This is a genomic window from Lactobacillus pasteurii DSM 23907 = CRBIP 24.76, from assembly GCF_000297025.1.
Classification (GTDB): Bacteria; Bacillota; Bacilli; order Lactobacillales; family Lactobacillaceae; genus Lactobacillus; species Lactobacillus pasteurii.
On sequence record NZ_CAKD01000020.1, the window covers coordinates 131,180 to 154,673 of the forward strand.

General features: G+C 39.8%; 22 protein-coding genes. 20 read left to right on the forward strand and 2 right to left on the reverse strand.

What is annotated here, in order from left to right; all coding sequences use genetic code 11:
- Positions 1-43: 43 nt before the first annotated feature.
- The 20 genes from BN53_RS04790 to trxA all read left to right on the forward strand — a co-directional run bounded on the left by BN53_RS04790 (position 44) and on the right by trxA (position 22,622).
- On the forward strand, positions 44-691 hold the full coding sequence (locus BN53_RS04790) for a redox-sensing transcriptional repressor Rex (protein WP_040537333.1): 648 nt from the start codon (positions 44-46) through the stop codon (positions 689-691).
- 154 nt (positions 692-845) lie between these two features.
- On the forward strand, positions 846-1,304 hold the full coding sequence (locus BN53_RS04795) for a LytTR family DNA-binding domain-containing protein (protein WP_009559790.1): 459 nt from the start codon (positions 846-848) through the stop codon (positions 1,302-1,304).
- A complete protein-coding gene (locus BN53_RS04800; protein WP_009559791.1) occupies positions 1,301-2,032 on the forward strand; it encodes a LiaF transmembrane domain-containing protein in 732 nt (243 codons plus the stop codon). The genes BN53_RS04795 and BN53_RS04800 overlap by 4 nt, the downstream gene beginning before the upstream one ends.
- Positions 2,033-2,194: 162 nt before the next feature.
- Complete coding sequence (groES, locus tag BN53_RS04805; RefSeq protein WP_009559792.1) at positions 2,195-2,479, forward strand: co-chaperone GroES; 285 nt, start codon at positions 2,195-2,197, stop codon at positions 2,477-2,479.
- Positions 2,480-2,508: 29 nt separating this feature from the next.
- Positions 2,509-4,131 carry a chaperonin GroEL gene (gene groL / locus BN53_RS04810; RefSeq protein ID WP_009559793.1) on the forward strand — a complete coding sequence of 541 codons (1,623 nt, stop codon included), beginning with the start codon at positions 2,509-2,511 and terminating at the stop codon, positions 4,129-4,131.
- Between the two features lie 148 nt (positions 4,132-4,279).
- Positions 4,280-6,859 carry a DNA mismatch repair protein MutS gene (mutS, locus tag BN53_RS04815; protein WP_133286437.1) on the forward strand — a complete coding sequence of 860 codons (2,580 nt, stop codon included), beginning with the start codon at positions 4,280-4,282 and terminating at the stop codon, positions 6,857-6,859.
- Positions 6,852-8,708 (forward strand): DNA mismatch repair endonuclease MutL, encoded by a 1,857-nt coding sequence (gene mutL, locus BN53_RS04820; protein WP_009559795.1) that lies wholly within the window; start codon positions 6,852-6,854, stop codon positions 8,706-8,708. Before mutS ends, mutL begins: the two co-directional genes overlap by 8 nt.
- Positions 8,709-8,711: 3 nt before the next feature.
- Entirely contained in the window at positions 8,712-9,302 is a 591-nt protein-coding gene (gene ruvA / locus BN53_RS04825; protein ID WP_009559796.1) for a Holliday junction branch migration protein RuvA, read from the forward strand.
- Between the two features lie 21 nt (positions 9,303-9,323).
- Complete coding sequence (ruvB, locus tag BN53_RS04830; protein ID WP_009559797.1) at positions 9,324-10,337, forward strand: Holliday junction branch migration DNA helicase RuvB; 1,014 nt, start codon at positions 9,324-9,326, stop codon at positions 10,335-10,337.
- Between the two features lie 65 nt (positions 10,338-10,402).
- Complete coding sequence (gene yajC / locus BN53_RS04835) at positions 10,403-10,801, forward strand: preprotein translocase subunit YajC (RefSeq protein ID WP_009559798.1); 399 nt, start codon at positions 10,403-10,405, stop codon at positions 10,799-10,801.
- Positions 10,802-10,892: 91 nt separating this feature from the next.
- Positions 10,893-12,344: a glucose-6-phosphate dehydrogenase gene (gene zwf / locus BN53_RS04840; protein ID WP_009559799.1), complete on the forward strand. Its 1,452-nt coding sequence runs from the start codon at positions 10,893-10,895 to the stop codon at positions 12,342-12,344.
- Positions 12,337-13,467, forward strand: coding sequence for a DNA polymerase IV (gene dinB / locus BN53_RS04845; protein ID WP_009559800.1), 1,131 nt, complete (start codon positions 12,337-12,339; stop codon positions 13,465-13,467). Before zwf ends, dinB begins: the two co-directional genes overlap by 8 nt.
- A gap of 32 nt (positions 13,468-13,499) precedes the next feature.
- The gene (locus BN53_RS04850) at positions 13,500-14,459 is read left to right on the forward strand and encodes a DHH family phosphoesterase (RefSeq protein ID WP_009559801.1); all 960 of its coding nucleotides are present in this window, start codon (positions 13,500-13,502) and stop codon (positions 14,457-14,459) included.
- Entirely contained in the window at positions 14,452-15,813 is a 1,362-nt protein-coding gene (locus BN53_RS04855; RefSeq protein WP_009559802.1) for a DEAD/DEAH box helicase, read from the forward strand. Before BN53_RS04850 ends, BN53_RS04855 begins: the two co-directional genes overlap by 8 nt.
- 238 nt (positions 15,814-16,051) lie before the next feature.
- The gene (gene alaS / locus BN53_RS04860) at positions 16,052-18,691 is read left to right on the forward strand and encodes an alanine--tRNA ligase (protein WP_009559804.1); all 2,640 of its coding nucleotides are present in this window, start codon (positions 16,052-16,054) and stop codon (positions 18,689-18,691) included.
- A gap of 52 nt (positions 18,692-18,743) precedes the next feature.
- Positions 18,744-19,001 carry an IreB family regulatory phosphoprotein gene (locus tag BN53_RS04865; protein ID WP_009559805.1) on the forward strand — a complete coding sequence of 86 codons (258 nt, stop codon included), beginning with the start codon at positions 18,744-18,746 and terminating at the stop codon, positions 18,999-19,001.
- A complete protein-coding gene (ruvX, locus tag BN53_RS04870) occupies positions 19,001-19,429 on the forward strand; it encodes a Holliday junction resolvase RuvX (protein ID WP_009559806.1) in 429 nt (142 codons plus the stop codon). The genes BN53_RS04865 and ruvX overlap by 1 nt, the downstream gene beginning before the upstream one ends.
- Before the next feature lie 2 nt (positions 19,430-19,431).
- On the forward strand, positions 19,432-19,746 hold the full coding sequence (locus BN53_RS04875; protein WP_009559807.1) for a DUF1292 domain-containing protein: 315 nt from the start codon (positions 19,432-19,434) through the stop codon (positions 19,744-19,746).
- A 125-nt stretch (positions 19,747-19,871) separates the two neighbouring features.
- Complete coding sequence (locus BN53_RS04880) at positions 19,872-22,232, forward strand: endonuclease MutS2 (protein ID WP_009559808.1); 2,361 nt, start codon at positions 19,872-19,874, stop codon at positions 22,230-22,232.
- Positions 22,233-22,310: 78 nt separating this feature from the next.
- The gene (trxA, locus tag BN53_RS04885; RefSeq protein WP_009559809.1) at positions 22,311-22,622 is read left to right on the forward strand and encodes a thioredoxin; all 312 of its coding nucleotides are present in this window, start codon (positions 22,311-22,313) and stop codon (positions 22,620-22,622) included.
- A gap of 62 nt (positions 22,623-22,684) precedes the next feature.
- On the opposite strand, the gene mscL is transcribed toward trxA, so the two are convergent.
- Both mscL and BN53_RS04895 read right to left on the reverse strand, forming a co-directional pair.
- Positions 22,685-23,059 (reverse strand): large-conductance mechanosensitive channel protein MscL, encoded by a 375-nt coding sequence (mscL, locus tag BN53_RS04890; protein WP_009559810.1) that lies wholly within the window; start codon positions 23,057-23,059, stop codon positions 22,685-22,687.
- A 17-nt stretch (positions 23,060-23,076) separates the two neighbouring features.
- On the reverse strand, positions 23,077-23,484 hold the full coding sequence (locus tag BN53_RS04895) for a YslB family protein (protein ID WP_009559811.1): 408 nt from the start codon (positions 23,482-23,484) through the stop codon (positions 23,077-23,079).
- Positions 23,485-23,494 lie beyond the last annotated feature (10 nt).

Consider the following 23,494-nt stretch of genomic DNA (forward strand, 5'->3'; position numbering starts at 1 on the left):
TATGATTGTACAATCACAAGAAGAAAATATTTGGGGGCAAAAAATGGATAAAATAAAAATACCAAAGGCAACTGCTAAGCGTTTGCCACTTTATTATCGCTACCTCATGATTCTTAATGAAGAAGGAAAGGAAAAGGTTTCTTCGACTGAACTATCTGAAGCTGTTCAAGTAGATAGTGCATCGATTAGACGCGACTTCTCTTACTTTGGTGCTTTAGGCAAGAGAGGCTACGGTTATGATGTCAAGAATTTGCTGTCTTTCTTTAAAAAGATTCTAAATCAAGATACATTGACCAATGTAGCATTGGTTGGGGTGGGTAACTTGGGACGCGCATTATTGAATTATAACTTCAAACGCAGCAACAATATTAGAATTTCTTGCGCATTTGATATCAATGAAGAGATTACTGGACGTATCTTAAGTGGCGTACCAGTATATGACATGAGCGAATTAAAGAAGCAACTTAGCGATCAACAAATCACAATTGCGATTTTAACAGTTCCATCTTCTCAAGCACAAGACACGACCAATGAAATGATTGAGGCTGGAATTAAGGGAATTATGAATTTTACACCAATTCGTTTGTCCGCTCCTTCTAGTGTAAGAGTTCAAAATGTCGATTTAGCAACAGAATTGCAAACTTTGATTTACTTCTTGGACTCAGAAAAATTGAGCGATGAAGACTTATAATTAAGTTCTTTGACAAGATAAGGGTTTAACCAACTTAGGCTAGGCCCTTATTTTTTCCTCTTAGTTAGCAAAAAATACCGCTTAGTAAAAAGTACTATAAATTTGTATGATTTTTTGATTAAATTAAGTTAATCAAAAAAAAGAGGTGACTAAGTTGAAAATCAAATTGGAAATCGATCCAGCTTGTAGTGAACCGGAAATCGTGCTAAAGGCTGCGCAAATGTCTGATGAAGTCGAAAACATCTATAAGAAGCTTCTGGCTCAACAAACTACCATCTTGCAACTAAAAGCCGAAAAGGACAACACTACTTATTATTTGAAACTTAGCGAGATCCTCTTTTTTGAAACTGATAGCAAAATGGTGATGGCTCATACGAAAAGTGAAGCTTTTAAGGTTGATTACAAGTTGTATGAGCTTGAAGAGCTTCTGGGATCGAATTTTCTGAGAATTGCAAAATCGACCATTATTAATTTGAATCAGATCTATTCTTTGACCAGATCGATTTCAAACTGTCAGGTTACTTTTCAAAATTCATATAAAAAAGTCTATGTTTCTAGACGGTATTATCGAACATTAAGAAACAAGTTGGACGAAAGAAGGCAAATATTATGAAAAAGATATTCTCAAGAGTTTTGTGGGCAATCTTCTTCTTTGCTTGTGCTGGAGTGTTAGTTGCTAGCCAAATGGGGTTAATTCCAATTCAAATTGGTTTTTGGACAATTGCAGGAAGTATAATTTTGGCAATTTGCTTGGTTTATAATTTAGCCAACTTAAATATAACGGGAATAGTTTTCTCGATTGCCTTTTTATTGATTCTGTATGCTAGACCCTTAGGTATTCAAAGGCTAAGTCCCTGGACTATCTTGCTGGCTGCTGTTTTGGTAGGAATTGGGCTTAATTTATTGTTGGGCTATAAAAGGCACTCTTACATTTCGGTAGTCCGAAATTTTGGCGATAGCACCAAAAGCAAAGTAATTGATGGAACTTTCTCTCGCAATGCCGGCGATACTGATTCACATATCGAGATTAATCAAAGCATGTCAGATGTCTCACGCTACATTCATTCAAAGAATCTTGAAACCATTGATTTAACTTCTAAATTAAGCGACATTTCGCTTTATTTAGATGATGCTCAGGCAGCTGGAGATATAGTTCATTTAAATGTAAATGTGATGCTGGCAGATGTGACGATTTACTTGCCACTGTCATGGCAAGTGGAAAATAACTTGTCCCCATTCTTAAGCGAATTGGATATCAAGGGAACTTCCAATGGGGGAGGACCTACGCTAGTGGTTGGCGGACAGGCTTCTATTTCTGAAATAGAAATCAAATATGTTTAAGATAAATCAAAAATTAGCACTTTTTTTCTTTGAGTGCTAATTTTTTCTTGCAATTTTTCTGGAAAGAGGTTATTATCATACATGTAAGTTAGCACTTGGTACTAATGAGTGCTAATAATGATTATTGAAATTAAAGATTTAAAAATTACAGGAGGGACAAACGTGTTACAACCAATTGGTGATCGCGTGATCGTAAAAGTTAAAGATGAAGAAGAAAAGACTGTTGGTGGCATCGTCCTTGCTTCAAACGCTAAGGAAAAGCCTACTGAAGGTGAAGTAGTAGCAGTTGGCGAAGGTGCTTTTGCTACAAACGGCGAAAAGTTGCCAATGACTGTTAAAGTCGGCGACACAGTCTTGTACGATAAGTACTCTGGCACTAATGTTAAATACGAAGATCAAAAGTACTTAGTCCTTCATGAAAAAGACATTTTAGCAATCGTTAAGTAATTAGTTCGAATAAGGAGCATAGATAATCTATGGCTAAAGATATTAAGTTTTCAGAAAATGCAAGACGCTCATTGATTAAGGGTGTCGACAAGTTAGCAGATACTGTTAAGACTACTATTGGTCCTAAGGGTAGAAATGTTGTTTTGGAACAAACTTACGGCAATCCAGATATTACCAACGACGGTGTTACTATCGCCAAGGCAATTGAATTAAAAGACCACTTTGAAAACATGGGTGCTAAGTTAGTTGCTGAAGCTGCACAAAAGACTAATGACATTGCTGGTGACGGCACTACTACTGCTACTGTTTTGACTCAAGCAATCGTTAAGGAAGGTATGAAGAACGTTACTGCTGGTGCTAACCCTGTTGGCATTCGTCGCGGTATTGAAAAGGCTACTAAGGCTGCTGTTGAAGGCTTGCACAAGATTAGCCACAACGTTTCATCAAAGGCACAAATTGCTCAAGTAGCTGCTGTTTCATCTGCATCAACTGAAGTTGGTGAATTGATCGCTGACGCAATGGAAAAGGTTGGCAATGACGGTGTTATTACTATTGAAGATTCACGTGGTATCAACACTGAGTTGTCAGTAGTTGAAGGTATGCAATTTGATCGTGGTTACTTGTCACAATACATGGTAACTGACAACGACAAGATGGAAGCAGATCTTGACAACCCATACATTTTGATCACTGACAAGAAGATTTCTAACATTCAAGACATCTTGCCTTTATTGCAAGAAATCGTTCAACAAGGCAAGGCATTGTTGATCATTGCTGACGATGTTACCGGTGAAGCTCTTCCAACTCTTGTTTTGAACAAGATTCGTGGTACTTTCAACGTTGTAGCTGTTAAGGCACCTGGCTTTGGTGATCGTCGTAAGGCTCAACTAGAAGATATCGCTGCTTTGACTGGTGGTACAGTTATTACTGATGACTTAGGTCTTGAATTGAAGGACACTAAGCTTGAACAATTAGGTCAAGCACGTCGCGTAACTGTAACTAAGGACTCAACTACTATCGTTGATGGTGCTGGTTCAAAGGATGCAATCAAGGATCGCGAAGATTCAATCAGAAAGCAAATCGAAGAAACTACTTCAGACTTTGACAAGAAGAAGTTGCAAGAACGTCTTGCTAAGTTGACAGGTGGTGTAGCTGTAATTCACGTTGGTGCTGCTACTGAAACTGAATTGAAGGAACGTCGCTACAGAATCGAAGACGCATTGAACGCTACTCGCGCTGCTGTTGATGAAGGTTACGTTGCTGGTGGTGGTACTGCTTTAGTAAACGTTGAAAGCGCAGTTCGTGAACTTAAGGGTGAAACTCCAGATGAACAAACTGGTATCAATATCGTTCTTAAGGCTTTGAGCGCACCAGTTCGTCAAATTGCTGAAAACGCTGGTAAAGATGGCTCAGTTATCTTAGACAAGCTTGAACATCAAGATACAGAAGTTGGTTACAACGCTGCTACTGACAAGTGGGAAAACATGGTTGAAGCCGGAATTATCGACCCAACCAAGGTAACTAGAACTGCTTTGCAAAACGCTGCTTCAATTGCTGCTTTGCTTCTTACAACTGAAGCTGTAGTTGCAGATATTCCAGAAGATAAGCCTGAAAACCCAGCTGCAGGTGCTGGCGCTCCAGGTATGATGTAATTATAAATTAGCAAATAAAACTATAAGATATACAGAAAATGGCGATGTCTAATGGACGTCGTCGTTTTTTTTACCGCCTTGTTTGTCGTATAATAAATTAAAAAAGTAAGAAAGTGGTAACGTTTTGGCAAAAGCTAGCACGACTCCAATGATGGAGCAATATTATGAAATAAAACAACAATATCCAGACGCATTTTTATTTTATCGAGTTGGAGATTTTTATGAATTATTTGAAGATGATGCAGTAAAAGGAGCACAGATTCTTGAACTCACTTTGACTCATCGCTCAAATAAGAGTGAAAATCCAATTCCAATGGCTGGTGTTCCACATCATGCTGTGGATAGCTATGTGAATACTTTAGTTGAAAAAGGCTACAAGGTGGCAATTTGTGAACAACTTGAAGATCCACGAAAAGCTCAAGGAATGGTTAAAAGAGGAATCGTTCAATTGGTTACCCCAGGAACAATGATGAATGGGGATCCAAGCGAAAGCCGGGACTTCAACTATTTAACTTCAGTTGTGATCCGGGATAAAGGCTTTGGCTTATCATACAGCGACTTATCCACTGGGGAAGTTTATGCGACTCATTTGAAGAAATTCACAGATGTGACTAACGAATTATTGTCATTAAGAACTAAAGAAGTCGTTTTAGACGGATTGCTTGGCGAGCAAGAGAAGGAATTTTTTCAAAAGGCCAATATCGTAATTTCAGAGCCGATTCCATTAGAGGGACAGCATGCCGAAATTTCTTATGTTGGACAAAACTTGACCAACAACTTGGAAATCGCTGCTACTAAGCAACTAGTTATTTACTTATTATCAACTCAAAAAAGAAGCCTAGCCCACCTGCAAATTGCTAAAAGTTATGAGGTAAGCCAGTACTTGCAAATGTCGCACACTGTGCAAAACAATTTGGAACTGATTGCTTCAGCTAAAACTGGCAAGAAGATGGGATCTTTATTTTGGGTAATCGATCATACTCATACTGCTATGGGGGGACGCTTGCTTAAGCAGTGGATTGCTAGACCATTGATCAATCATGATGAGATTCATTACCGCCAAGAAATGGTTCAGGCCTTGCTAGACAACTATTTTACCCGTGAAAATATCATTGATGCACTAAAAGGCGTCTATGACCTAGAAAGATTGACTGGGCGAATTTCTTTTGGCAATGTTAACGGACGAGAACTGTTGCAGCTAGCTCGTTCGCTTAATTCGGTACCGGATATTTTGCAGGCGATGATGGATTCGGATAAAGAAGAATTGATTGATTTTGCCAAAAAGATCGATCCATTGACAGGCGTTGCTGAGCTAATTTCTTCAACGATTGTTTCAGATCCTCCGATCACAACCACCGAAGGTGGATTGATTCAAGCTGGAGTTGATCCACAACTCGATCGCTACCGGGATGCAATGAACAATGGTAAAAAGTGGCTAGCTGACATGGAAAGTAGCGAGCGGGAAAAGACAGGAATCGATAACTTGAAGGTAGGCTACAATAAGGTCTTTGGCTACTATATTCAAGTTACTAACGGCAATAAAGATAAAGTTCCGCTTGATCGTTATACTCGCAAGCAAACTCTAACTAATGCCGAACGTTATATTACGCCAGAATTGAAAGAGCACGAAAATCTAATTCTAGAAGCCCAAACCAAGTCAACAGACCTAGAACATGATATTTTTGTCAAATTAAGAGATGAAATTAAGCAATATATCCCTGCTTTGCAAAATTTGGGCAACCAGCTTGCGGCTTTGGATGTTTATGCAGGCTTTGCCAGCGTAGCAGAAGAAAATAACTACTGCCGTCCAAGCTTTCAAAATGAAGATCGCCAGATCAAGATTGTTGCTGGCCGACACCCTGTTGTGGAAAAGGTTTTGCCAGCTGGATCATATATTCCAAACAATCTAGTAATGGATGATGAAACCGACGTTTATCTAATTACTGGTCCGAACATGTCTGGTAAAAGTACTTACATGCGGCAGTTTGCGCTGATTGTGATTATGGCTCAGATTGGCTGCTTTGTTCCAGCAGATCAGGCTAGCCTTCCAATCTTTGATCAAGTCTTTACTAGAATTGGGGCAGCTGATGATCTTATTTCTGGCCAAAGTACCTTCATGGTGGAAATGAGCGAAGCAAACGATGCCTTGCAACATGCAACTGACCATAGTTTGATCTTATTTGATGAAATCGGGCGTGGGACAGCGACTTACGATGGTATGGCGCTAGCTGGAGCAATTGTCAAATATCTTCATGATAAAGTTGGAGCTAAGACCTTGTTTGCGACTCACTACCATGAATTAACAGGACTAGAGCATAGTTTGGCTCATTTGAAAAATATTCACGTTGGGGCAAGCGAAGAAAATGGCAAGTTGATTTTCTTGCATAAAATTTTGCCAGGAGCAGCTGACCAAAGTTACGGTATTCACGTTGCCAAATTAGCCGGCCTTCCTTCAGCCGTTTTGCGAGAGGCTAACAAGTTGTTGAAGCGCCTTGAAGCACAAGGAGCCAGCGAATTAGATGAAGCTAGTCAGCAATTGAATCTATTTATGCCAGTAGAAGATTCAGCTATTGAAGAAAAGCCCGCTTCAGCAGTTTCTGAAGTAAAGCAGAATATTTTAGACGAACTTAAAAAAATCTACTTGGCAGACAAGACTCCACTTGAAGTGATGCAACTAGTTGCAAATTGGCAACAAGACTTAAAGGATGACGAAAAGACAAATGGCTAAAATTCATGAATTATCGGAGACTCTGTCCAATCAAATAGCAGCTGGGGAAGTAATTGAGCGACCAGCCAGCGTGGTTAAAGAATTAATCGAAAATGCAATTGATGCAGGCTCTGATAGAATTAGGGTCGACTTTATTGATGCCGGACTGAGGCAAATTACGGTGCAGGACAATGGTACGGGCATTGAAGCTGATCAACTTGATCTAGCTTTTACTCGTCATGCAACTAGCAAGATCAGCAATGAGCGCGATTTGTTTAAGGTGGCAACCTTGGGCTTTAGAGGAGAGGCTTTGGCTTCAATTGCGGCAGTTAGTCATGTCGAAATTCTGACTAGTACTGATGATATCTCTGGAACAAGGGCCCTTTTTTCAGCTGGTGGCAAAAAAAGCCAAGAAGAAGCTGCTGCTAGAAAAGGAACGCAGATAACCGTCAGCGATCTGTTCTTCAATACGCCTGCGCGATTAAAATACTTGAAAAGCCCTAGAACCGAAGCAATGAAAATTGTGGATATCGTCAATCGAATTGCTTTAGGTCATCCGGATATTTCTTTTACTTTATCTAATCAGAGCAAGATCTTGCTAAAGACTGCCGGTAATAATAATTTAAAGCAAACAGTTGCCAGTATTTATGGCAGACCAATTGCGGAAAAGATGGTTGAAATTCAAAAATCCGATAGCGATTTTGAAGTGACTGGCCTAGTTTCTAAGCCCGAATTGACCAGATCCAATCGGAATTTTATTTCTATTTTGCTCAATGGTCGCTACATCAAGAATTTTCAGCTTAATACGGCAATTATGGATGGCTATGGCAATAAGCTAGCTGCTAAGCATTATCCAGTTGCCGTAATTGACATAAAGGTTGATCCATTGCTAGTTGATGTCAATGTTCACCCAACTAAGCAGGAAGTTCGCCTGTCAAAGGAAAAAGAGCTTGGTCGCCTAATCGTTCAAGCAATTTCAGAAATAATGCTTGAGCAAAATGAAGAAGGCGGCTTTGACAATCTTGCAACTAACCAAAAGCCTAGCATTGTTGACCAATTGCAATTTAATTTAAACAAAAATGTAGTCGATACTAGTCGAAAAGCTGCCCCTGAAGTCCGCGAAATCAAGCCCAAACTTTCAGTGCCCTTATCTTACGTTGATTTGAGCAAGCCAAGGCAGGATAAGAAGTACTTCATTACGGAATCTTGGCGAGGTAATGTTGCTAAACAAGTAAAGCTTTCGCCTTTTCCAAGTCAAAAAGTCGGCAATATTGTTTCTAGCGCTGATGAAAAGCTGCAGAAAAATTTGCCAGACTTAAATTACCTGGGTCAGAGTCAGAGATATCTGCTAGCAGAGGATAAAGAAGATTTATATTTAATTGATCAATTAATGGCTCAAAGGCAAATAAGCTACTTAAAGATCTATCAGCAATTGCAACAAAAAATCGTCAAGCAAACTTTATTAACGCCAGTAGTTTTAGAATTTGGCAAGTTGGACTTTTTGCAATTGCAAAGTCAAAGTAAGCGCCTAGCAAAATTAGGCATCAGTTTAGAAGAGTTTGGTCAAAATAGTTTTATCATTCATAGTTATCCAACTTGGATTAAGGGCGATGTTGAACAGAGCTTGCGAAAGGCTTTTGATCAATTGTTGAATTCAGAAAAAAATTCTGATCAAGATATCTTCAAGCAGTTAGCAATAAATGAGGCTAAAATGCAGGTGAGCGGGCGCAAGAAATTGACAGAGCTAGAAGCAGTTGATTTAATAAATGAATTAAGTAAGCAACTAGATCCCTACTACGATGCTAGTGGCAATAAGATTATCGTTAAGCTTAGTCAAAGCGACCTAAGAAAGATGTTTAAGAGGAATTAAAGTATGTACGAATATTTATCTGGCACGATTGCAGAAGTTAAGCCAGGGTATATTGTTGTTGATATCAATGGCGTAGGCTACAAGGTGCTAAGCCCAACTCCTTATGCTTATCAAGCAGGACAAGAAGCCAAGGTTTATGTTGAACAAATTTTTAGCGAAAATAACGGCTTCACCCTTTATGGCTTTGAAAGCAGAATGGCTAAGGGACTATTCTTGAAGCTTTTGAGCGTTAGCGGAATTGGACCAAAGTCCGCCTTGGCCATTATGGCAGCTGAAGATAGCGATTCATTAGCTGAAGCAATTGAACAAGGCGAAGTTAAATATTTGACTCGCTTTCCTGGAGTTGGCAAGAAGACTGCTTCACAAATTGTTTTGGACTTGAGAGGAAAATTGGGTGACTACGTTCAAAGACTAGATCAAACCGAAACAGGCGAAAGTATAAATCCGTCCTTGCACGACGCCTTGCTAGCCTTGTTAGCTCTAGGCTACACCAAAAAGGAAGTTGATCGAATTACTCCAAGTTTGGCTAAATTGGAACTGGATTCAGCCGACTTATATATCAAGAAGGGCTTGTCCTTATTGTTGAAAAAATAATTTTTAGAAAGGGATTAATTGATGGTAGATCAAGAAGAAATTACTTCTAGCCAAGCTGAAGACGCAACTGAAGAAGCGATGGAATTATCCTTGCGTCCGCAAAGATTGGCTGAATATCTAGGTCAAAGCAAGGTTAAGTCTGAACTTGCTGTTTACATCAAAGCTGCTAAAAAGCGTGATGAAGCACTAGACCACGTCTTGCTTTACGGGCCACCTGGTTTAGGTAAAACTACTTTAGCTTTTGTAATTGCTAATGAGCTCGGCGTAAATCTTAAGAGTACAAGTGGACCAGCAATTGAAAAAGCGGGCGACTTGGTGGCTTTGCTATCTGATTTGGATCCGGGGGATGTTTTATTTATTGATGAAATTCACCGTTTAGCTAAGCCAATCGAAGAAGTCTTGTATTCAGCTATGGAAGACTACTATGTCGACATTATTATTGGCGAAGGCGAGACCACTCATGCAGTTCATGTGCCGCTTCCACCATTTACTTTAATTGGGGCAACTACTTTAGCTGGACAATTGTCAGCGCCTTTGCGGGATCGCTTTGGGATTGTTGAACATATGCAGTATTATACTGTCGATGAATTAGAAGAGATTGTTCAGCGATCAAGCGAGGTTTTTCATACCTCAATTTCAACTGAAGCTGCTCATGAATTAGCTCGCCGCTCCCGGGGAACTCCAAGAGTCGCTAACCGCTTGCTGAAGCGGGTGAGAGACTTTGCGGAAGTCAAAGGTGAAGAGACTATCTCGCTGACAACTACGCAAAATGCCTTGAAGCAGTTGCAAGTTGATGGCGAAGGATTAAATCAAACCGACCGAAAACTACTTAGAACAATGATTGAAGGCTACGGCGGAGGTCCGGTAGGAATTAGGACTCTAGCTGCCAATGTCGGCGAAGATATGGAAACAATCGGCTCACTCTATGAACCATATTTATTGCAAAACGGTTTTATCTTGTTAACCCCAAGAGGCAGAATGGTAACTGACAAAGCTTACTTGCAATTAGGTTATCCACTTCCAAAGCGAGATTAATCTTGTGTACATGCTTTAGTTTTGAGTATAATTAGATTACTAGTTATTTTTATGAGGTGAAAGATTTGAACATTTTATTTTTAGCAACTCAAGCTGCTGCAGGCAGTGCAAACAATATCATGATGATTGCATTATTGATTTTTGCTGGTGCCTTCATGTACTTCGGTGCAATTAGACCGCAAAAGAAGCAACAACAAAAGAGAATGGAAATGATGGGCAAATTGCAAAAGGGCGACAAGGTTGTCTTAGTTGATGGTTTGCATGCCAAGATCGATTCTATCAATGAACAAGACAAGACTGTTGTTGTTGACGCAGATGGTATTTACTTGACTTTCAGTCGTATGGCTGTGCGTGAAGTATTAGAACCTGCTAGTTCAGCTTCTGAGCAAGCAAGCGCTTCAGAAGAAAAGACTGAAGAAGCAGAATCAGTTCCTGAATCAACTGAAACTAAAGAAAATAAATAATTTTAAAAAGCGTCGCAAGGCGTTTTTTCTTTTGCAGAAAATCTTTTGAATGTATTAGAATGTTACTAGTAGTCTATTTAGGAGAAAAATTATGGCAAAAAATATTCCAGCAATTATGATCATTTTTGGTGGTAGTGGCGATTTGGCCCATCGAAAATTGTATCCTTCACTTTTTAATTTATATCGTCAGAACTTGATCCATGATAATTTCGCAGTTATTGGTACAGCCAGAAGGCCATGGTCGCACGAATATTTCCGCGAACAAGTTAGCGATGCAATCCACGAGTTTTTCGATGAAGTCGATGAAAATGACGTAAAGAACTTCTGCACGCACTTTTATTACCAATCTCATGACGTTACTAGCGTTGAACACTATGTAACTTTAAAAGAACTAGCTCAAGAATTAGATGATCGCTACAGCGCTCAAGGCAACCGTCTATTTTACATGGCAATGGCACCAAAATTCTTTGGCACTATTGCAACTCATATCAATGATCAAAAATTAGTCGGCAGCGGCTTCAACCGTATTGTTGTTGAAAAGCCATTTGGCCGTGATTTAGCTACAGCTGAAGAACTCAATCGTCAAATTACTGCTAGTTTTGATGAAGAAGACATCTTTAGAATTGACCACTATCTTGGCAAAGAAATGGTCCAAAACATTATGCCTTTGCGCTTTAGTAATCCATTGATTAAGAGCATTTGGAACAGCGACCACATTAAAAACATTCAAATTACTTTAGCAGAACGCTTGGGTGTCGAAGCACGTGGTGGCTACTACGAAACTTCGGGTGCTTTAAGAGATATGGTTCAAAATCACATTTTCCAAATCATCACCTTGCTAGCAATGGATGAACCAAAAGACATTTCATCATCAAGCGTTCACCAAGCTAAAAAGGAATTGCTCGATAGCTTGGTCATTCCTTCTGAAGAAGATTTGAAAAAGCATTTTGTGCGTGCCCAATATGCAGGAAGCGACACGACTTTTGCTTATCGCAATGAACCAAATGTTGCAGAAGATTCTAAGACAGAAACTTTCGTAGCTGGTGAAGTTAAGTTCCAAAAGGGTCCTTTAAAGGACGTGCCAATTTACTTTAGAACTGGTAAGGAATTTAGAGAAAAGATGAGCCGCATCGATATTGTGCTTAAGCACAGCTCCAATCCTTATGGCTTTGCTCATTCAAACAACATTACAATCGAAATTGATCCAAAGAGTAGAATTTATATCACTTTGAATGGCAAGAAGATTTCTGAACCAGGTATCAGACGCGAAGACTTAGTTTACGGTCTAACTGATCAAGAATTGGCCCAATTGCCTGATGGATATGAAAAGTTATTGCGGGACGTTATCTTGAATGATTCAACTAACTTTACTCATTGGAGCGAATTGAAGCGATTCTGGGAATATATTGATACAATCGAAGACTATTGGACTAAAGAAAATGCTGAGATAGAGGAATTGCCTCAATATGCTCCTTATCGAATGGGACCTAAGGAAGCAAACCACATTTTTGAAAGCCCAACTGAACGTTGGATTTATGAATAGAGAAGAAAATCTCTTACCTAAACAGGATACTAGCCGGCGCATTATTCACTTAGATATGGATGCTTTTTATGCATCAGTTGAAATGCATGATCATCCTGAATATCGTGATAAGGCACTAGTAGTTGCTAGTGACCCGCGCAAACATCATGGTCACGGCGTAATTACAACTGCCAACTACCTTGCTCGGCAATACGGGGTAGGTAGTGCTATGCCAGCCATCCGCGCAGTCAAGCAAATTCCTGAAGACAAACTAGTTTTTGCCGAGCCAAATTTCGCTAGGTATCGCCAGGTTTCTGATCAAATTCACCAATTTATGTATGAGTTGACTGACCAAGTAGAGTCTATTTCTTTAGACGAAGCCTATTTAGATGTAACCAAAAATAAAATGGGCAACTATTCGGCAATTTATTTGGCAAATTGGCTGCAAGAGACAATTTATCGCGAAACTGGTTTAACATCTTCTTTTGGAATCAGTTATAATAAATTTCTGGCCAAAATTGGTTCCGATTATGCCAAGCCTTTTGGCAAAACCTTGATCTTGCCAGAAGAAGCGATAGATTTCTTGGCTAAGCAGGATATCAGCAAGTTTCCAGGTATTGGTAAAAAGACGCAAGAGTCTTTTAGAAAAATGGGAATCAATACTGGTGCAGATTTGCAAAAGCAAAGCGTCAGTTTTCTAGTCGATAACTTCAAAAAGTTCGGCTATGCAATTGCCATGCATGCTCATGGCATTGACCTTAGCAGGGTAAACGGTCATCGCCAGCGCAAGTCGATCGGCAAGGAGCGGACCTTTGAGCCGCCAATTTATGACCAGCAGCAGGCTTTATCTTTGCTGAGAAAATATAGCCTGGATTTGGCTAGAGAATTGAAAAAGCGTAATTTAAAGACAAAATGCGTAGTTTTAAAAATTAGGGATAGAGACTTTTCCACTTTGACTAGAAGGCGAATGTTGAAATTGCCAACTCAAGATGGACTAGAAATTTATCAAGAAGTTAGTCAGATTTTTGAAACAGTAGATAAATTTTTAATGCGAGGAATCCGCTTGTTAGGAGTTTCACTGACTAATTTGCAGGACCAGGTTTATCAAGAAACTAGTTTGTTTGAAACCGAAAACTTTGACTAAATCCCTAATTGAAATAGCTTAAAGGAGAAAATATGAAAAACACTTTTGATGAAATTTACCAAAAGATTCAAGAATATGACACGATTATTCTTCACCGTCACACCAGTCCAGACCCAGATGCAATTGGATCTCAAGCTGGTTTGGCTAGATCTTTGAGATTGCAATTCCCAGACAAGAAGATTTTATGTGCTGGCGAAAACGATGAAGGCGATCTTGATTGGATCAACACAATGGATGAAGTTAATGTGGATGACTACAAGGGCGCCCTGGTAATTACGACTGATACAGCCAATACGCCAAGAATTTCTAATAAAAATTATGACAAGGGCGATTTCCTAATTAAGATTGACCACCACCCAGACGTTGACCCATACGCAGACATGAGCTATGTTGATCCAGATGCTCCAGCAGCTTCAGCTTTGATCGTTGACTTCATCAACGCTGAACATTTGCCAATGACTAAAGAAGTAGCTTACGCTTTATACGCTGGTATTGTTGGCGATACTGGACGCTTTATGTACCCTGAAACTTCAGCTCATACTTTTGAAATTGCAGCTCAATTAGCTTCTACTGGCATCAACATCAATGAAATTGCCCGTAACATTAGTGACGTAACCTTTGCTCAAGCTAAGTTGCAAGCATCCGTTTTGGATTACATGACTGTTGACCCATGCGGGGCAGCATATGCTGTTTTGATGCAAGCAGATTTGAAGAATTTAGGCATTAGCGACGATCAAGCTTCTGTAACTGTTTCAACTCCTGGCCGAATTAAAGATATTAAGGCTTGGAATGTATTTGTTGAAAAGCCAGACGGCACATTCAGAGTACATTACCGCTCAAAGGGACCAATCATCAACCAATTAGCTGAAAAGCACGATGGTGGTGGACATGCTTTGGCTTCAGGTGCTAATGCCAAGGATATGGATGAGGTAAAAGAAATTTTTGCCGAAGTAGTTGAAGTAACTAAAGAATACAACAAGAATAATGATTAATACTTTTAAAGATTCACGAATTAGACCAGAATTGCAGGCAGGTTTGGAAAAGATTGGCTTTGTTAAGCCAACAGAAGTTCAAACCAAAGTAATTCCAGCCATGCTTTCAAAGATCAACGTAGTAGTTCAAGCAGCTACTGGTTCAGGTAAAACTCATGCCTTTTTGGTACCAGTGTTGAATGAAATTGATCCGGATGCCAGCTACGTTCAAGCAATTGTTACTGCGCCAAGTAGAGAATTAGCTGATCAATTGTTTAAAGTAGCTAAGACTCTTTGCAAGGCCAGCCATTTAGACATTAATATTGCTCATTTAGCTGGTGGAATCGATCGAGATCGCCAATTAGCCAAGATTCAGAGCAATAAGCCACAACTAATTATCGCTACGCCAGGACGGTTACTTGACTTTGCTGAAAAGAAGATCTTTGTAATCGATCAAGTTAAGACATTTGTCATTGACGAAGCTGATATGACCCTTGATATGGGCTTTTTGGCTGATATTGATAAAGTTGCGGCTCGGTTGCCTAAGGATGTTTTATTTGCGGCCTTTTCTGCAACTATTCCAGTAAAATTATCAAACTTTTTGAGAAAGTACATGGCTCACCCTGATGAAATTATTGTTGATAATCCAGCAATTATTAGTCCGACAGTCAAAAACGACTTGCTTGATGTGGGTTCAAAGAGCAAAAAGCAAATTGTTTACCGCTTGCTAACAATGGGACAACCATATTTGGCTTTGATTTTTGCTAATACTAAGCAAATGGTTGATGAGTTGACTGAATACTTGCAAAACCAAAATCTAAAGGTTGCCAAGATTCACGGCAGTATTACTGAACGCGAGCGTAAGCGAACAATCCGCCAAATTAGTCAAGGACAATACCAATATGTCGTAGCTAGTGACTTGGCAGCGCGCGGATTAGATATTGAAGGCGTAAGTTTGGTAATCAATTACGAAATTCCGCGTGATTTGGAATTCGTAGTTCACCGAATTGGCCGAACAGGTAGAAATGGCTTGCCAGGTCATGCAATTACTTTGATTCGCGAAGAAGAAATGGACCGAATTGAAGCACTTGAAAATTTAGGCATTCATTTTGACTTTGTCGAAATCAAAAACGACCAATTAGTTGAAAGAAAGCACTACAGAAGCCGTGATAACCGCAAGGCTAGTCAGCGCAAGCTAGACGGAAGAATGGTCGGCTACGTAAGAAAAGAAAAGAAAAAGAAAAAGCCAGGCTACAAGAAGAAGATCAAGCGTGCCATTCAAGAAGACAATCGCAAGAAGCGTATTATTGAACAAAGACACGAAGTTCGCAAGGCAAAACGACTCCGTAAGAGGAAACGCGAGCAAGGTCGTTGACAAACTGCCAACAAGTAGTAAAATTATTTTCAGCTTAAGATATGTTTTTTAACGCAGATATTCTTAGAGAGGGTCCGTTGCTGGAAGAGACCTAATATCGGTTAGAGAATGCTCCTTGAGCTTATTAAGTAAAGATAATAAAGAGGTAACAAGCACTGTTGCAATCAAGGTGGTACCGCGTGTATAGCGTCCTTGAATTTTGCAATGGTGTTTTTGTTTTTTTAAGGAGATATTTTGAATGAAGAAACTATCAAGTTCAGAGTTTCGTCAAATGTTCCTCGACTTCTTTGAGGAACATGGTCACATGGTTATGCCATCAGCTTCATTAGTACCACAAGATGACCCTACGCTTTTGTGGATCAACTCTGGTGTTGCAACAATGAAGAAGTATTTCGATGGTTCAGTAGTTCCTAAGAACCGTCGAATCACTAGTTCACAAAAGTCAATCAGAACCAACGATATTGAAAACGTTGGTAAGACTGCTCGTCACCAAACTTTCTTTGAAATGCTTGGTAATTTCTCAGTTGGTGACTACTTCAGAGAAGATGCTATTCCTTGGGCTTGGGAATTCTTGACTAGTCCAAAGTGGCTTGGTCTTGAAAAGGAAAAGCTTTACTGTACTGTATATCCAAAAGACACTGATTCATACAGAATTTGGCAAGAAGCAGGTATGCCTGCTGACCACATCGTTAAGCTAGAAGACAACTTCTGGGATATCGGTGAAGGTCCTTGTGGCCCTGATACTGAAATTTTCTACGACCGTGGTCAAGAAAACAACGACGTTGCTGAAGACGATCCAGAAAACTACCCTGGTGGTGAAAACGCTCGTTACCTTGAAATTTGGAATATCGTATTTTCACAATACAACCACTTGCCAGATGGTACTTATGTTGATCAACCACACAAGAACATCGATACTGGTATGGGATTAGAGCGTGTTGTTTCAATCTTACAAGATGCTCCAACTAACTTCGAAACTGACTTGTTCATGCCAATCATCAAGGCTACTGCTGAAATGACTGATGGCAAGAAGTATGCTGACAACACTGCTGATGACACTTCATTCAAGATCATCGCTGATCACGTACGTGCGGTAAGTTTCGCAATTAGTGATGGTGCATTGCCATCAAACTCAGGTCGTGGCTATGTTTTGAGAAGATTGATCCGTCGTGCAGACTTGAACGGTCAACGTTTAGGCATCAAGGGAGCATTCTTATACAAGCTTGTTAAGGTTGTTGGCGAAATTATGAAGAGCCACTACCCAGAAGTTTTGAACCAAGAAAAATTCATTGCTAAGGTAATCAAGAACGAAGAAGATCGCTTCCAAGCAACTCTTGATAGTGGTTTGACATTGCTTGATGAATTGATCGACCGTGCTAAGAATTCAGACGAAAAGACCATCGCTGGTAAGGATGCCTTCAAGTTGTTTGACACTTACGGCTTCCCACTAGAATTGACTGTTGAATCTGCCGAAGATGCTGGTTTGAGCGTTGATAAGACTGGATTTGATGCTGAAATGCAAGCTCAAAAGGAAAGAGCTAGAAATGCGCGTGGCGACTTGCAATCAATGGGTTCACAAGACGAAACTTTGATGAACTTGAAGGATGCATCAGAATTTGAATACGGCGTTTATGAAGAAGATCATGCTAAATTGATCGACATCATTGTCAACGACCAACTAGTTGATAAGGCTGAAGGCGAAGAAGCAATCTTGGTCTTTGACAAGACTCCATTTTACGCTGAACGTGGTGGACAAGTTGCTGACCACGGTAACATCTACAACCAAGATGGCGAATTAGTTGCTACTGTATACGACGTACAACACGCACCAAACGATCAAAACCTTCACTATGTTGAAGTAATCTTGCCACTTGAAAAGGGTCAAGAATACGTCTTGAAGATTGACCGCGAACGTCGTGAAGGCTTGCGTCACTCTCACTCAGCCACTCACTTGTTGCACTCAGCATTGAGAGAAATTTTGGGCGAACACACTCACCAAGCCGGTTCATTAGTAGATCCAGACTTCTTGAGATTCGACTTTACTGCAATTGACCCAATGACTCCAGCTGAACTTAAGAGCGTTGAAAGATTGGTAAACCAAAAGATCTGGGATGCAATTGATGTTGAAACTACAATCACTGACCCAGAAACTGGTTTGAAGATGGGTGCTTTGGCCTTGTTCAACGGCAAGTACGGCGATCAAGTCCGTGTTGTTCAAATGGGCGACTTTTCAACTGAATTCTGTGGTGGTACTCACTGTGCTAACACTAACCAAATTGGTATCTTCAAGATCATCTCAGAATCCGCAATTGGGGCTGGTATGAGAAGAATTGAAGCCGTAACTTCTAAGAAGGCTTATGAATTCTTGGCAAACCGTTCAGCATTAGTTGATGAAATCCAAAGCAAGGTTAAGGCAACTAAGGCAGAAGAAATCCTTACTAAGATTGATTCAATTGAAACTGACCTTCACGCTAGTCAAAAGCACGTTGAAGAATTGAACAACCAAATTAACCAAGCTAAGTCTAAGGAACTCTTCAATGATGTTAAGACTATTGGCAATTTGTCAGTTATCGCTACTGTTGCTAACGTTGAAGGTATGAAGGACTTGCGTGAATTAGCCGACAACTGGAAGAGCCAAGCTAAGTCAGACGTATTGGTTTTAGCAGCTAAGAGCGAAGATAAGGCTAACATGATCATCAGCCTTAACGATACTGCGATGAATGAAGGCCTTAAAGCTGGTGATTTGATTAAAATTGCTGCCCCAATCTTTGGTGGTGGCGGTGGTGGCCGTCCAAACATGGCCCAAGCCGGTGGTAAGAACCCAGCAGGAATTGAAGATGCGATCAAGGCTGTCCTTGAAAAAATTTCTAATAAATAATTAATTGAGTTTAGCTCTTTTTTCAAGTAAAATTGTGTCAGGAGGAATAATTATGAGTTCGTTAGATAAGACGATGCATTTTGACTTTAATGATAATAAAGGCAAGAATGTGTATGATACTCTGCAAGATGTATACAATGCTCTCGAAGAAAAGGGCTATAACCCAACAAACCAGATTGTAGGTTACTTGCTTTCTGGAGACCCTGCTTATATTCCACGGCATAATGATGCTCGCAATTTGATTCTTAAGCATGAGCGCGACGAGATCATTGAAGAACTTGTCAAGAGCTATCTTGGTAAAGATAAGTAATGAGACTTATTGGTTTAGATGTAGGCAGTAAAACTGTCGGTGTTGCAATTAGCGATGAGCTCGGAATTATAGCACAAAGGTTAATGACGATTGAGATTGATGAATCACGCCATAATTTTGGCATGCGAACATTGAAGAAGCTTGTCCGCGAGTATGAACCAGAAGCATTTGTGCTGGGTTTACCAAAAAATATGGATGGCAGTTCAGGCGAATCAGTTCAAAGAAGCCAAAACTTTGGTGAAAAATTGACTGCAAAGTTTGGTTTGCCAGTTCATTATTGCGATGAACGGTTGACTACAATTGAGTCTCAAAGAATCTTAGTTGAAGAAGCCGGAATGCACGATCGCAAAAAACGCAAAGAAGTCGTTGACCAGATGGCTGCGGTTCTAATTTTGCAAAGCTACTTAGATTCCAACCGAAAGGATTAAATATGTCAGAGCAAATTTATGGTGATGATGATATGGATCGTCAAATCACTTTAGTCGACGAAAACGGTAACGAAGAATTATACGAAATCTTGTTTACCTTCCATTCAGATGATTATGATAAATCTTACGTTTTGCTTTACCCAGCTGCTGTAGGTGAAGATGAAGAAATCGAAGTACAAGCCTTCAGCTACGACGCAGATGAAGACGGTGAAGTAATCAGTAGCGACTTACATGAAATTACTTCAGATGAAGAATGGGACATGGTTGATGGCGTGTTGAACACATTCTTTGAAGATGACCGTTTGAGTGGCAATTAAGTTAACTAGAATAAACTTCTAAAAGCAGAGATAGGACAAAAGTATTGCTCTAGATTGAACATTAGTTTTGTACCTAGTTCTGCTTTTTCTATCTTAAAAATAGCTGATCGATAGAAGGTGAAGAAATGAACGGAAAAATTTTAAAAATACTAGAATTTGAGCGAATACAAGAGCAATTAGCTGCCTTGGCAATTACTAAGCCTGCTCATGATCTTGCGCAGAATTTAAAGCCCAATAGTGACTATGACCAAGTTCAAAAAAGTTTGAAGCAAACTTTAGCTTTGACCAATATGCTCAGACTTAAAGGACAATTGCCTTTGACTGACTTCAATTCCGTTGAAGAAAGTACCAAAAGGCTTAAAGTTAAGGCAAACTTGAATGCGGAAGAATTGGGCAATATTTTGCTTGTATTGACCTTGGCCAATGAAGTGAATCATTATGTGCAAGACTTAGAGGAAAAGATGGATTTAGGTCCGGTCGAAGCGATCTTGAACCAGCTAGACGTTCCTTTGACTTTGTTTAATGAATTGAAAAAGGCCTTCGACTTTGATGGAACAGTACTAGATTCTGCTTCAAGCGAGTTAGCAAGATTGCGTCATGACATGAGAAGTAATGAGCTAGAAATCAAGGCCAAAATGGAATCTTACGTTAGAACTAGCGCTAAGTACTTGTCTGAAGCGATTGTAACCATTAGAGATGATCGATACGTTATTCCGGTAAAGCAGGAATATCGTGGTAAATTTGGTGGTATTGTTCACGATCAAAGTGCTTCTGGTCAGACTTTGTTTGTCGAACCTGAAGCTGTGCTAAATTTGAACAACCGTCAGCAAAACTTGCTAGCCCAAGAGCGACAAGAAATTAGACGAATTTTGAAAAATTTGTCTGCCTTAGCTAGAGAAGAGATTGAGCCATTGAATCAAATTTCAGATTCTTTGACCAAATTGGACTTCATTCAAGCCAAGGCTAAATTAGCCAAGCAAATGAAGGCAACAGAGCCTAAATTAAGCGATAATCAATCAATTTCTCTACTTAAAGCTCGCCATCCATTAATTGATCCAGAAAAAGTTGTGGCTAACGATATATATTTAGGCAATGACTTTGATACGATGCTAATTACTGGTCCTAACACTGGTGGTAAGACTATTACTTTGAAGACAGCGGGACTACTTCAATTAATGGCTCAGTCTGGATTGTTCATTCCAGCCCAAGAAGGCAGCAAGGTTGGAGTCTTTAATGAGATCTTTGCGGATATTGGGGATGAACAGTCAATCGAACAATCTTTGAGTACATTTTCATCGCATATCAATGATATCGTGGAAATTATGAAAAGAGCCCAAGGCGACACTTTAGTCTTGATCGATGAAATTGGTGCCGGAACGGACCCAGAAGAAGGTGCTAGTCTGGCCATTAGTATCTTAGACTACTTGCAAAGCCGCAATTCAAAGATTATGGTTACTACGCACTATCCTGAATTGAAGCTTTATGGCTACAACCGCCCAAGAACGACCAACGCATCAATGGAATTTGATTTAAAGAGTCTATCTCCAACTTATCGCTTGCAAATTGGTATTCCAGGCCACAGTAATGCCTTTGCTATTGCTCGCAGACTAGGGATGCGCGAAGATGTAGTCAAAAGCGCTGAGCAATTGATGGATGATACAGATTCTGATATCAATAAGATGATCGAGCAATTGAATTTCCAAACTAAAAAGGCCACAGAAGCCAAGACCAAGCTAGAAAGCAGTCTTGCTCGTAGCCGTCAATTGGAAAAGAAATTGCAAGATGCTTTAGACTGGTACAACCAACGCGTTCAAAAGCAATTAGAATTTGCACAAGAGCGTGCCAATGAAGTAGTTGCCAAAAAGCGCAAAAAGGCTGATCAGATTATCAAACAGCTTGAAGAACAACAGAAAAATGGTGCTTTGATCAAACAGAATAAGATTATCGATGCCAAGGGCGAGCTTAATTCGCTTGAAAAAGAAGCCAATAATTTGGCTAATAATAAGGTCTTGCAGCGAGAAAAGCGTCGTCATCATGTCAATGTAGGCGACCAAGTCAAAGTTTTGTCATACGGCCAAACAGGCGTGGTTACTAAGAAATTGACTGAACACAATTACGAAGTTCAAATGGGGATTGTTAAAGTCAAAGTAACAGATCGCGACATTGAAAGAATCGATAGCTCCAATCAAGGCCAAAAAGCTGCTAAAAAGGTTCGTGCTACTAGTGCGGTTAGAAGAAGCAATGCCCACAGCGAGCTTGATCTGCGCGGAGAACGCTATGATGATGCTATGACAGATTTGGATCGCTACATTGACTCAGTTTTGCTTGCAGGCCTTGATACGGTTACGATTATTCACGGAATTGGAACCGGAGCAATCCGCAAGGGCGTTTGGGATTACTTAAGAAGCAGTCGTCATGTCAAAGCCTTCAACTACGCTCCGGCCAACGAAGGTGGAAACGGAGCAACAATCGTTCGATTGAAGTAAGCATTTAACTTGTAAAAAGTAAGTATATCTGCTATATTTATCTTCATAAAATGATTTTTGAATCAAAGGAGAACAAACATGGTTGATGCAATTACAGATCAAAACTTTGAAGAAGAAACTAGTACTGGTGTCGTTTTAACTGACTTTTGGGCAACTTGGTGTGGTCCATGTAAGATGCAATCTCCAGTAATCGATCAATTGGCTGAAGAACGCCAAGATGTTAGATTTACTAAGATGGACGTTGACCAAAACCAAGAAACTGCTAAGAATTTAGGCATCATGGCTATTCCTACTTTGATCATCAAGAAGGATGGTCAAATCGTTGACCGCTTGACTGGCTACACTCCAAAGGCTAAGTTAAGCCAAATCTTAGACCAATACACTGATTAATCAGTAACAAAAAACCGTTGGAATTAATTTTTCCAACGGTTTTTGTTTGCCATAATTAGCGATTATTTTTCTTGCGCTTTCAAGATATCGCGAATTTCTTTTAAGTAGTCTTCTGCACTAGGGCCCTTAGGTGCAGGAGCTTCTTCCTTGGTCTTGATAACCTTGTTGACTGCCTTAATCAATAAGAAGACGATAAACGCAATGATGAAGAAATTGATTACGGCATTGATAAATTCACCATATTTGAAGTTCGCGCCAGCAACCTTCAATACTAAATTAGAAAGGTCAATCTTACCAATAAACAAACCAAGCAAAGGGTTGATCAAGTTGGTTACTAAAGAGTTAACAATAGCAGTAAAAGCACCACCAATGATCACACCGACAGCTAGATCCATAACGTTTCCGCGAGCAATAAATTCCTTAAACTCTTTGATCATTATTTTTCCCACTTTCTTTAACTTAAACGTGCGATAAATTGTACTTTCTTTTCTTTATCGATAATGGAAAACTCGCACTCAGTAGTTCGACCGAATTCTTTTTCTACTGCTTCGGCGATCATTCCACTCTCTAGACTGAAAGTATTATCGCTATTTATTCTATCGGTTACTGTTTGTCCGTTCAAGGAAAAAGTAATTGAAGTGCGTTTTTCTTTCTTTTTTTCTAGATTGCCGAATTCTGCAACTTCAAAAAATTCCTTCAAATCGTCAAACGAGCTGATATTGTAATGACGCGAGATTCGCTTGCCAGCCCAGTAAAGAATCGTAGCGGTGTCTTCTCCGAGAATTTCAGGCAATAAAAAGTCGCGGTATAGCTGATTTAAAAAGTAAACATGTTCATTGACTTGTTCAAGATTTTCTTGCATATAACCCTCA

Bases quoted from the DNA above. Each gene is read 5' to 3' on its own strand.
- BN53_RS04880 (WP_009559808.1), top strand. From the start codon at position 19,872: ATGAACGGAAAAATTTTAAAAATACTAGAATTTGAGCGAATACAAGAG.
- ruvB (WP_009559797.1), top strand. From the start codon at position 9,324: ATGGTAGATCAAGAAGAAATTACTTCTAGCCAAGCTGAAGACGCAACT.
- ruvA (WP_009559796.1), top strand. From the start codon at position 8,712: ATGTACGAATATTTATCTGGCACGATTGCAGAAGTTAAGCCAGGGTAT.
- BN53_RS04790 (WP_040537333.1), top strand. From the start codon at position 44: ATGGATAAAATAAAAATACCAAAGGCAACTGCTAAGCGTTTGCCACTT.
- trxA (WP_009559809.1), top strand. From the start codon at position 22,311: ATGGTTGATGCAATTACAGATCAAAACTTTGAAGAAGAAACTAGTACT.
- zwf (WP_009559799.1), top strand. From the start codon at position 10,893: ATGGCAAAAAATATTCCAGCAATTATGATCATTTTTGGTGGTAGTGGC.
- groL (WP_009559793.1), top strand. From the start codon at position 2,509: ATGGCTAAAGATATTAAGTTTTCAGAAAATGCAAGACGCTCATTGATT.
- BN53_RS04865 (WP_009559805.1), top strand. From the start codon at position 18,744: ATGAGTTCGTTAGATAAGACGATGCATTTTGACTTTAATGATAATAAA.
- mutL (WP_009559795.1), top strand. From the start codon at position 6,852: ATGGCTAAAATTCATGAATTATCGGAGACTCTGTCCAATCAAATAGCA.
- dinB (WP_009559800.1), top strand. From the start codon at position 12,337: ATGAATAGAGAAGAAAATCTCTTACCTAAACAGGATACTAGCCGGCGC.
- mutS (WP_133286437.1), top strand. From the start codon at position 4,280: ATGATGGAGCAATATTATGAAATAAAACAACAATATCCAGACGCATTT.
- BN53_RS04850 (WP_009559801.1), top strand. From the start codon at position 13,500: ATGAAAAACACTTTTGATGAAATTTACCAAAAGATTCAAGAATATGAC.
- BN53_RS04875 (WP_009559807.1), top strand. From the start codon at position 19,432: ATGTCAGAGCAAATTTATGGTGATGATGATATGGATCGTCAAATCACT.
- BN53_RS04800 (WP_009559791.1), top strand. From the start codon at position 1,301: ATGAAAAAGATATTCTCAAGAGTTTTGTGGGCAATCTTCTTCTTTGCT.
- mscL (WP_009559810.1), bottom strand. From the start codon at position 23,059: ATGATCAAAGAGTTTAAGGAATTTATTGCTCGCGGAAACGTTATGGAT.
- BN53_RS04855 (WP_009559802.1), top strand. From the start codon at position 14,452: ATGATTAATACTTTTAAAGATTCACGAATTAGACCAGAATTGCAGGCA.
- alaS (WP_009559804.1), top strand. From the start codon at position 16,052: ATGAAGAAACTATCAAGTTCAGAGTTTCGTCAAATGTTCCTCGACTTC.
- ruvX (WP_009559806.1), top strand. From the start codon at position 19,001: ATGAGACTTATTGGTTTAGATGTAGGCAGTAAAACTGTCGGTGTTGCA.
- BN53_RS04895 (WP_009559811.1), bottom strand. From the start codon at position 23,484: ATGCAAGAAAATCTTGAACAAGTCAATGAACATGTTTACTTTTTAAAT.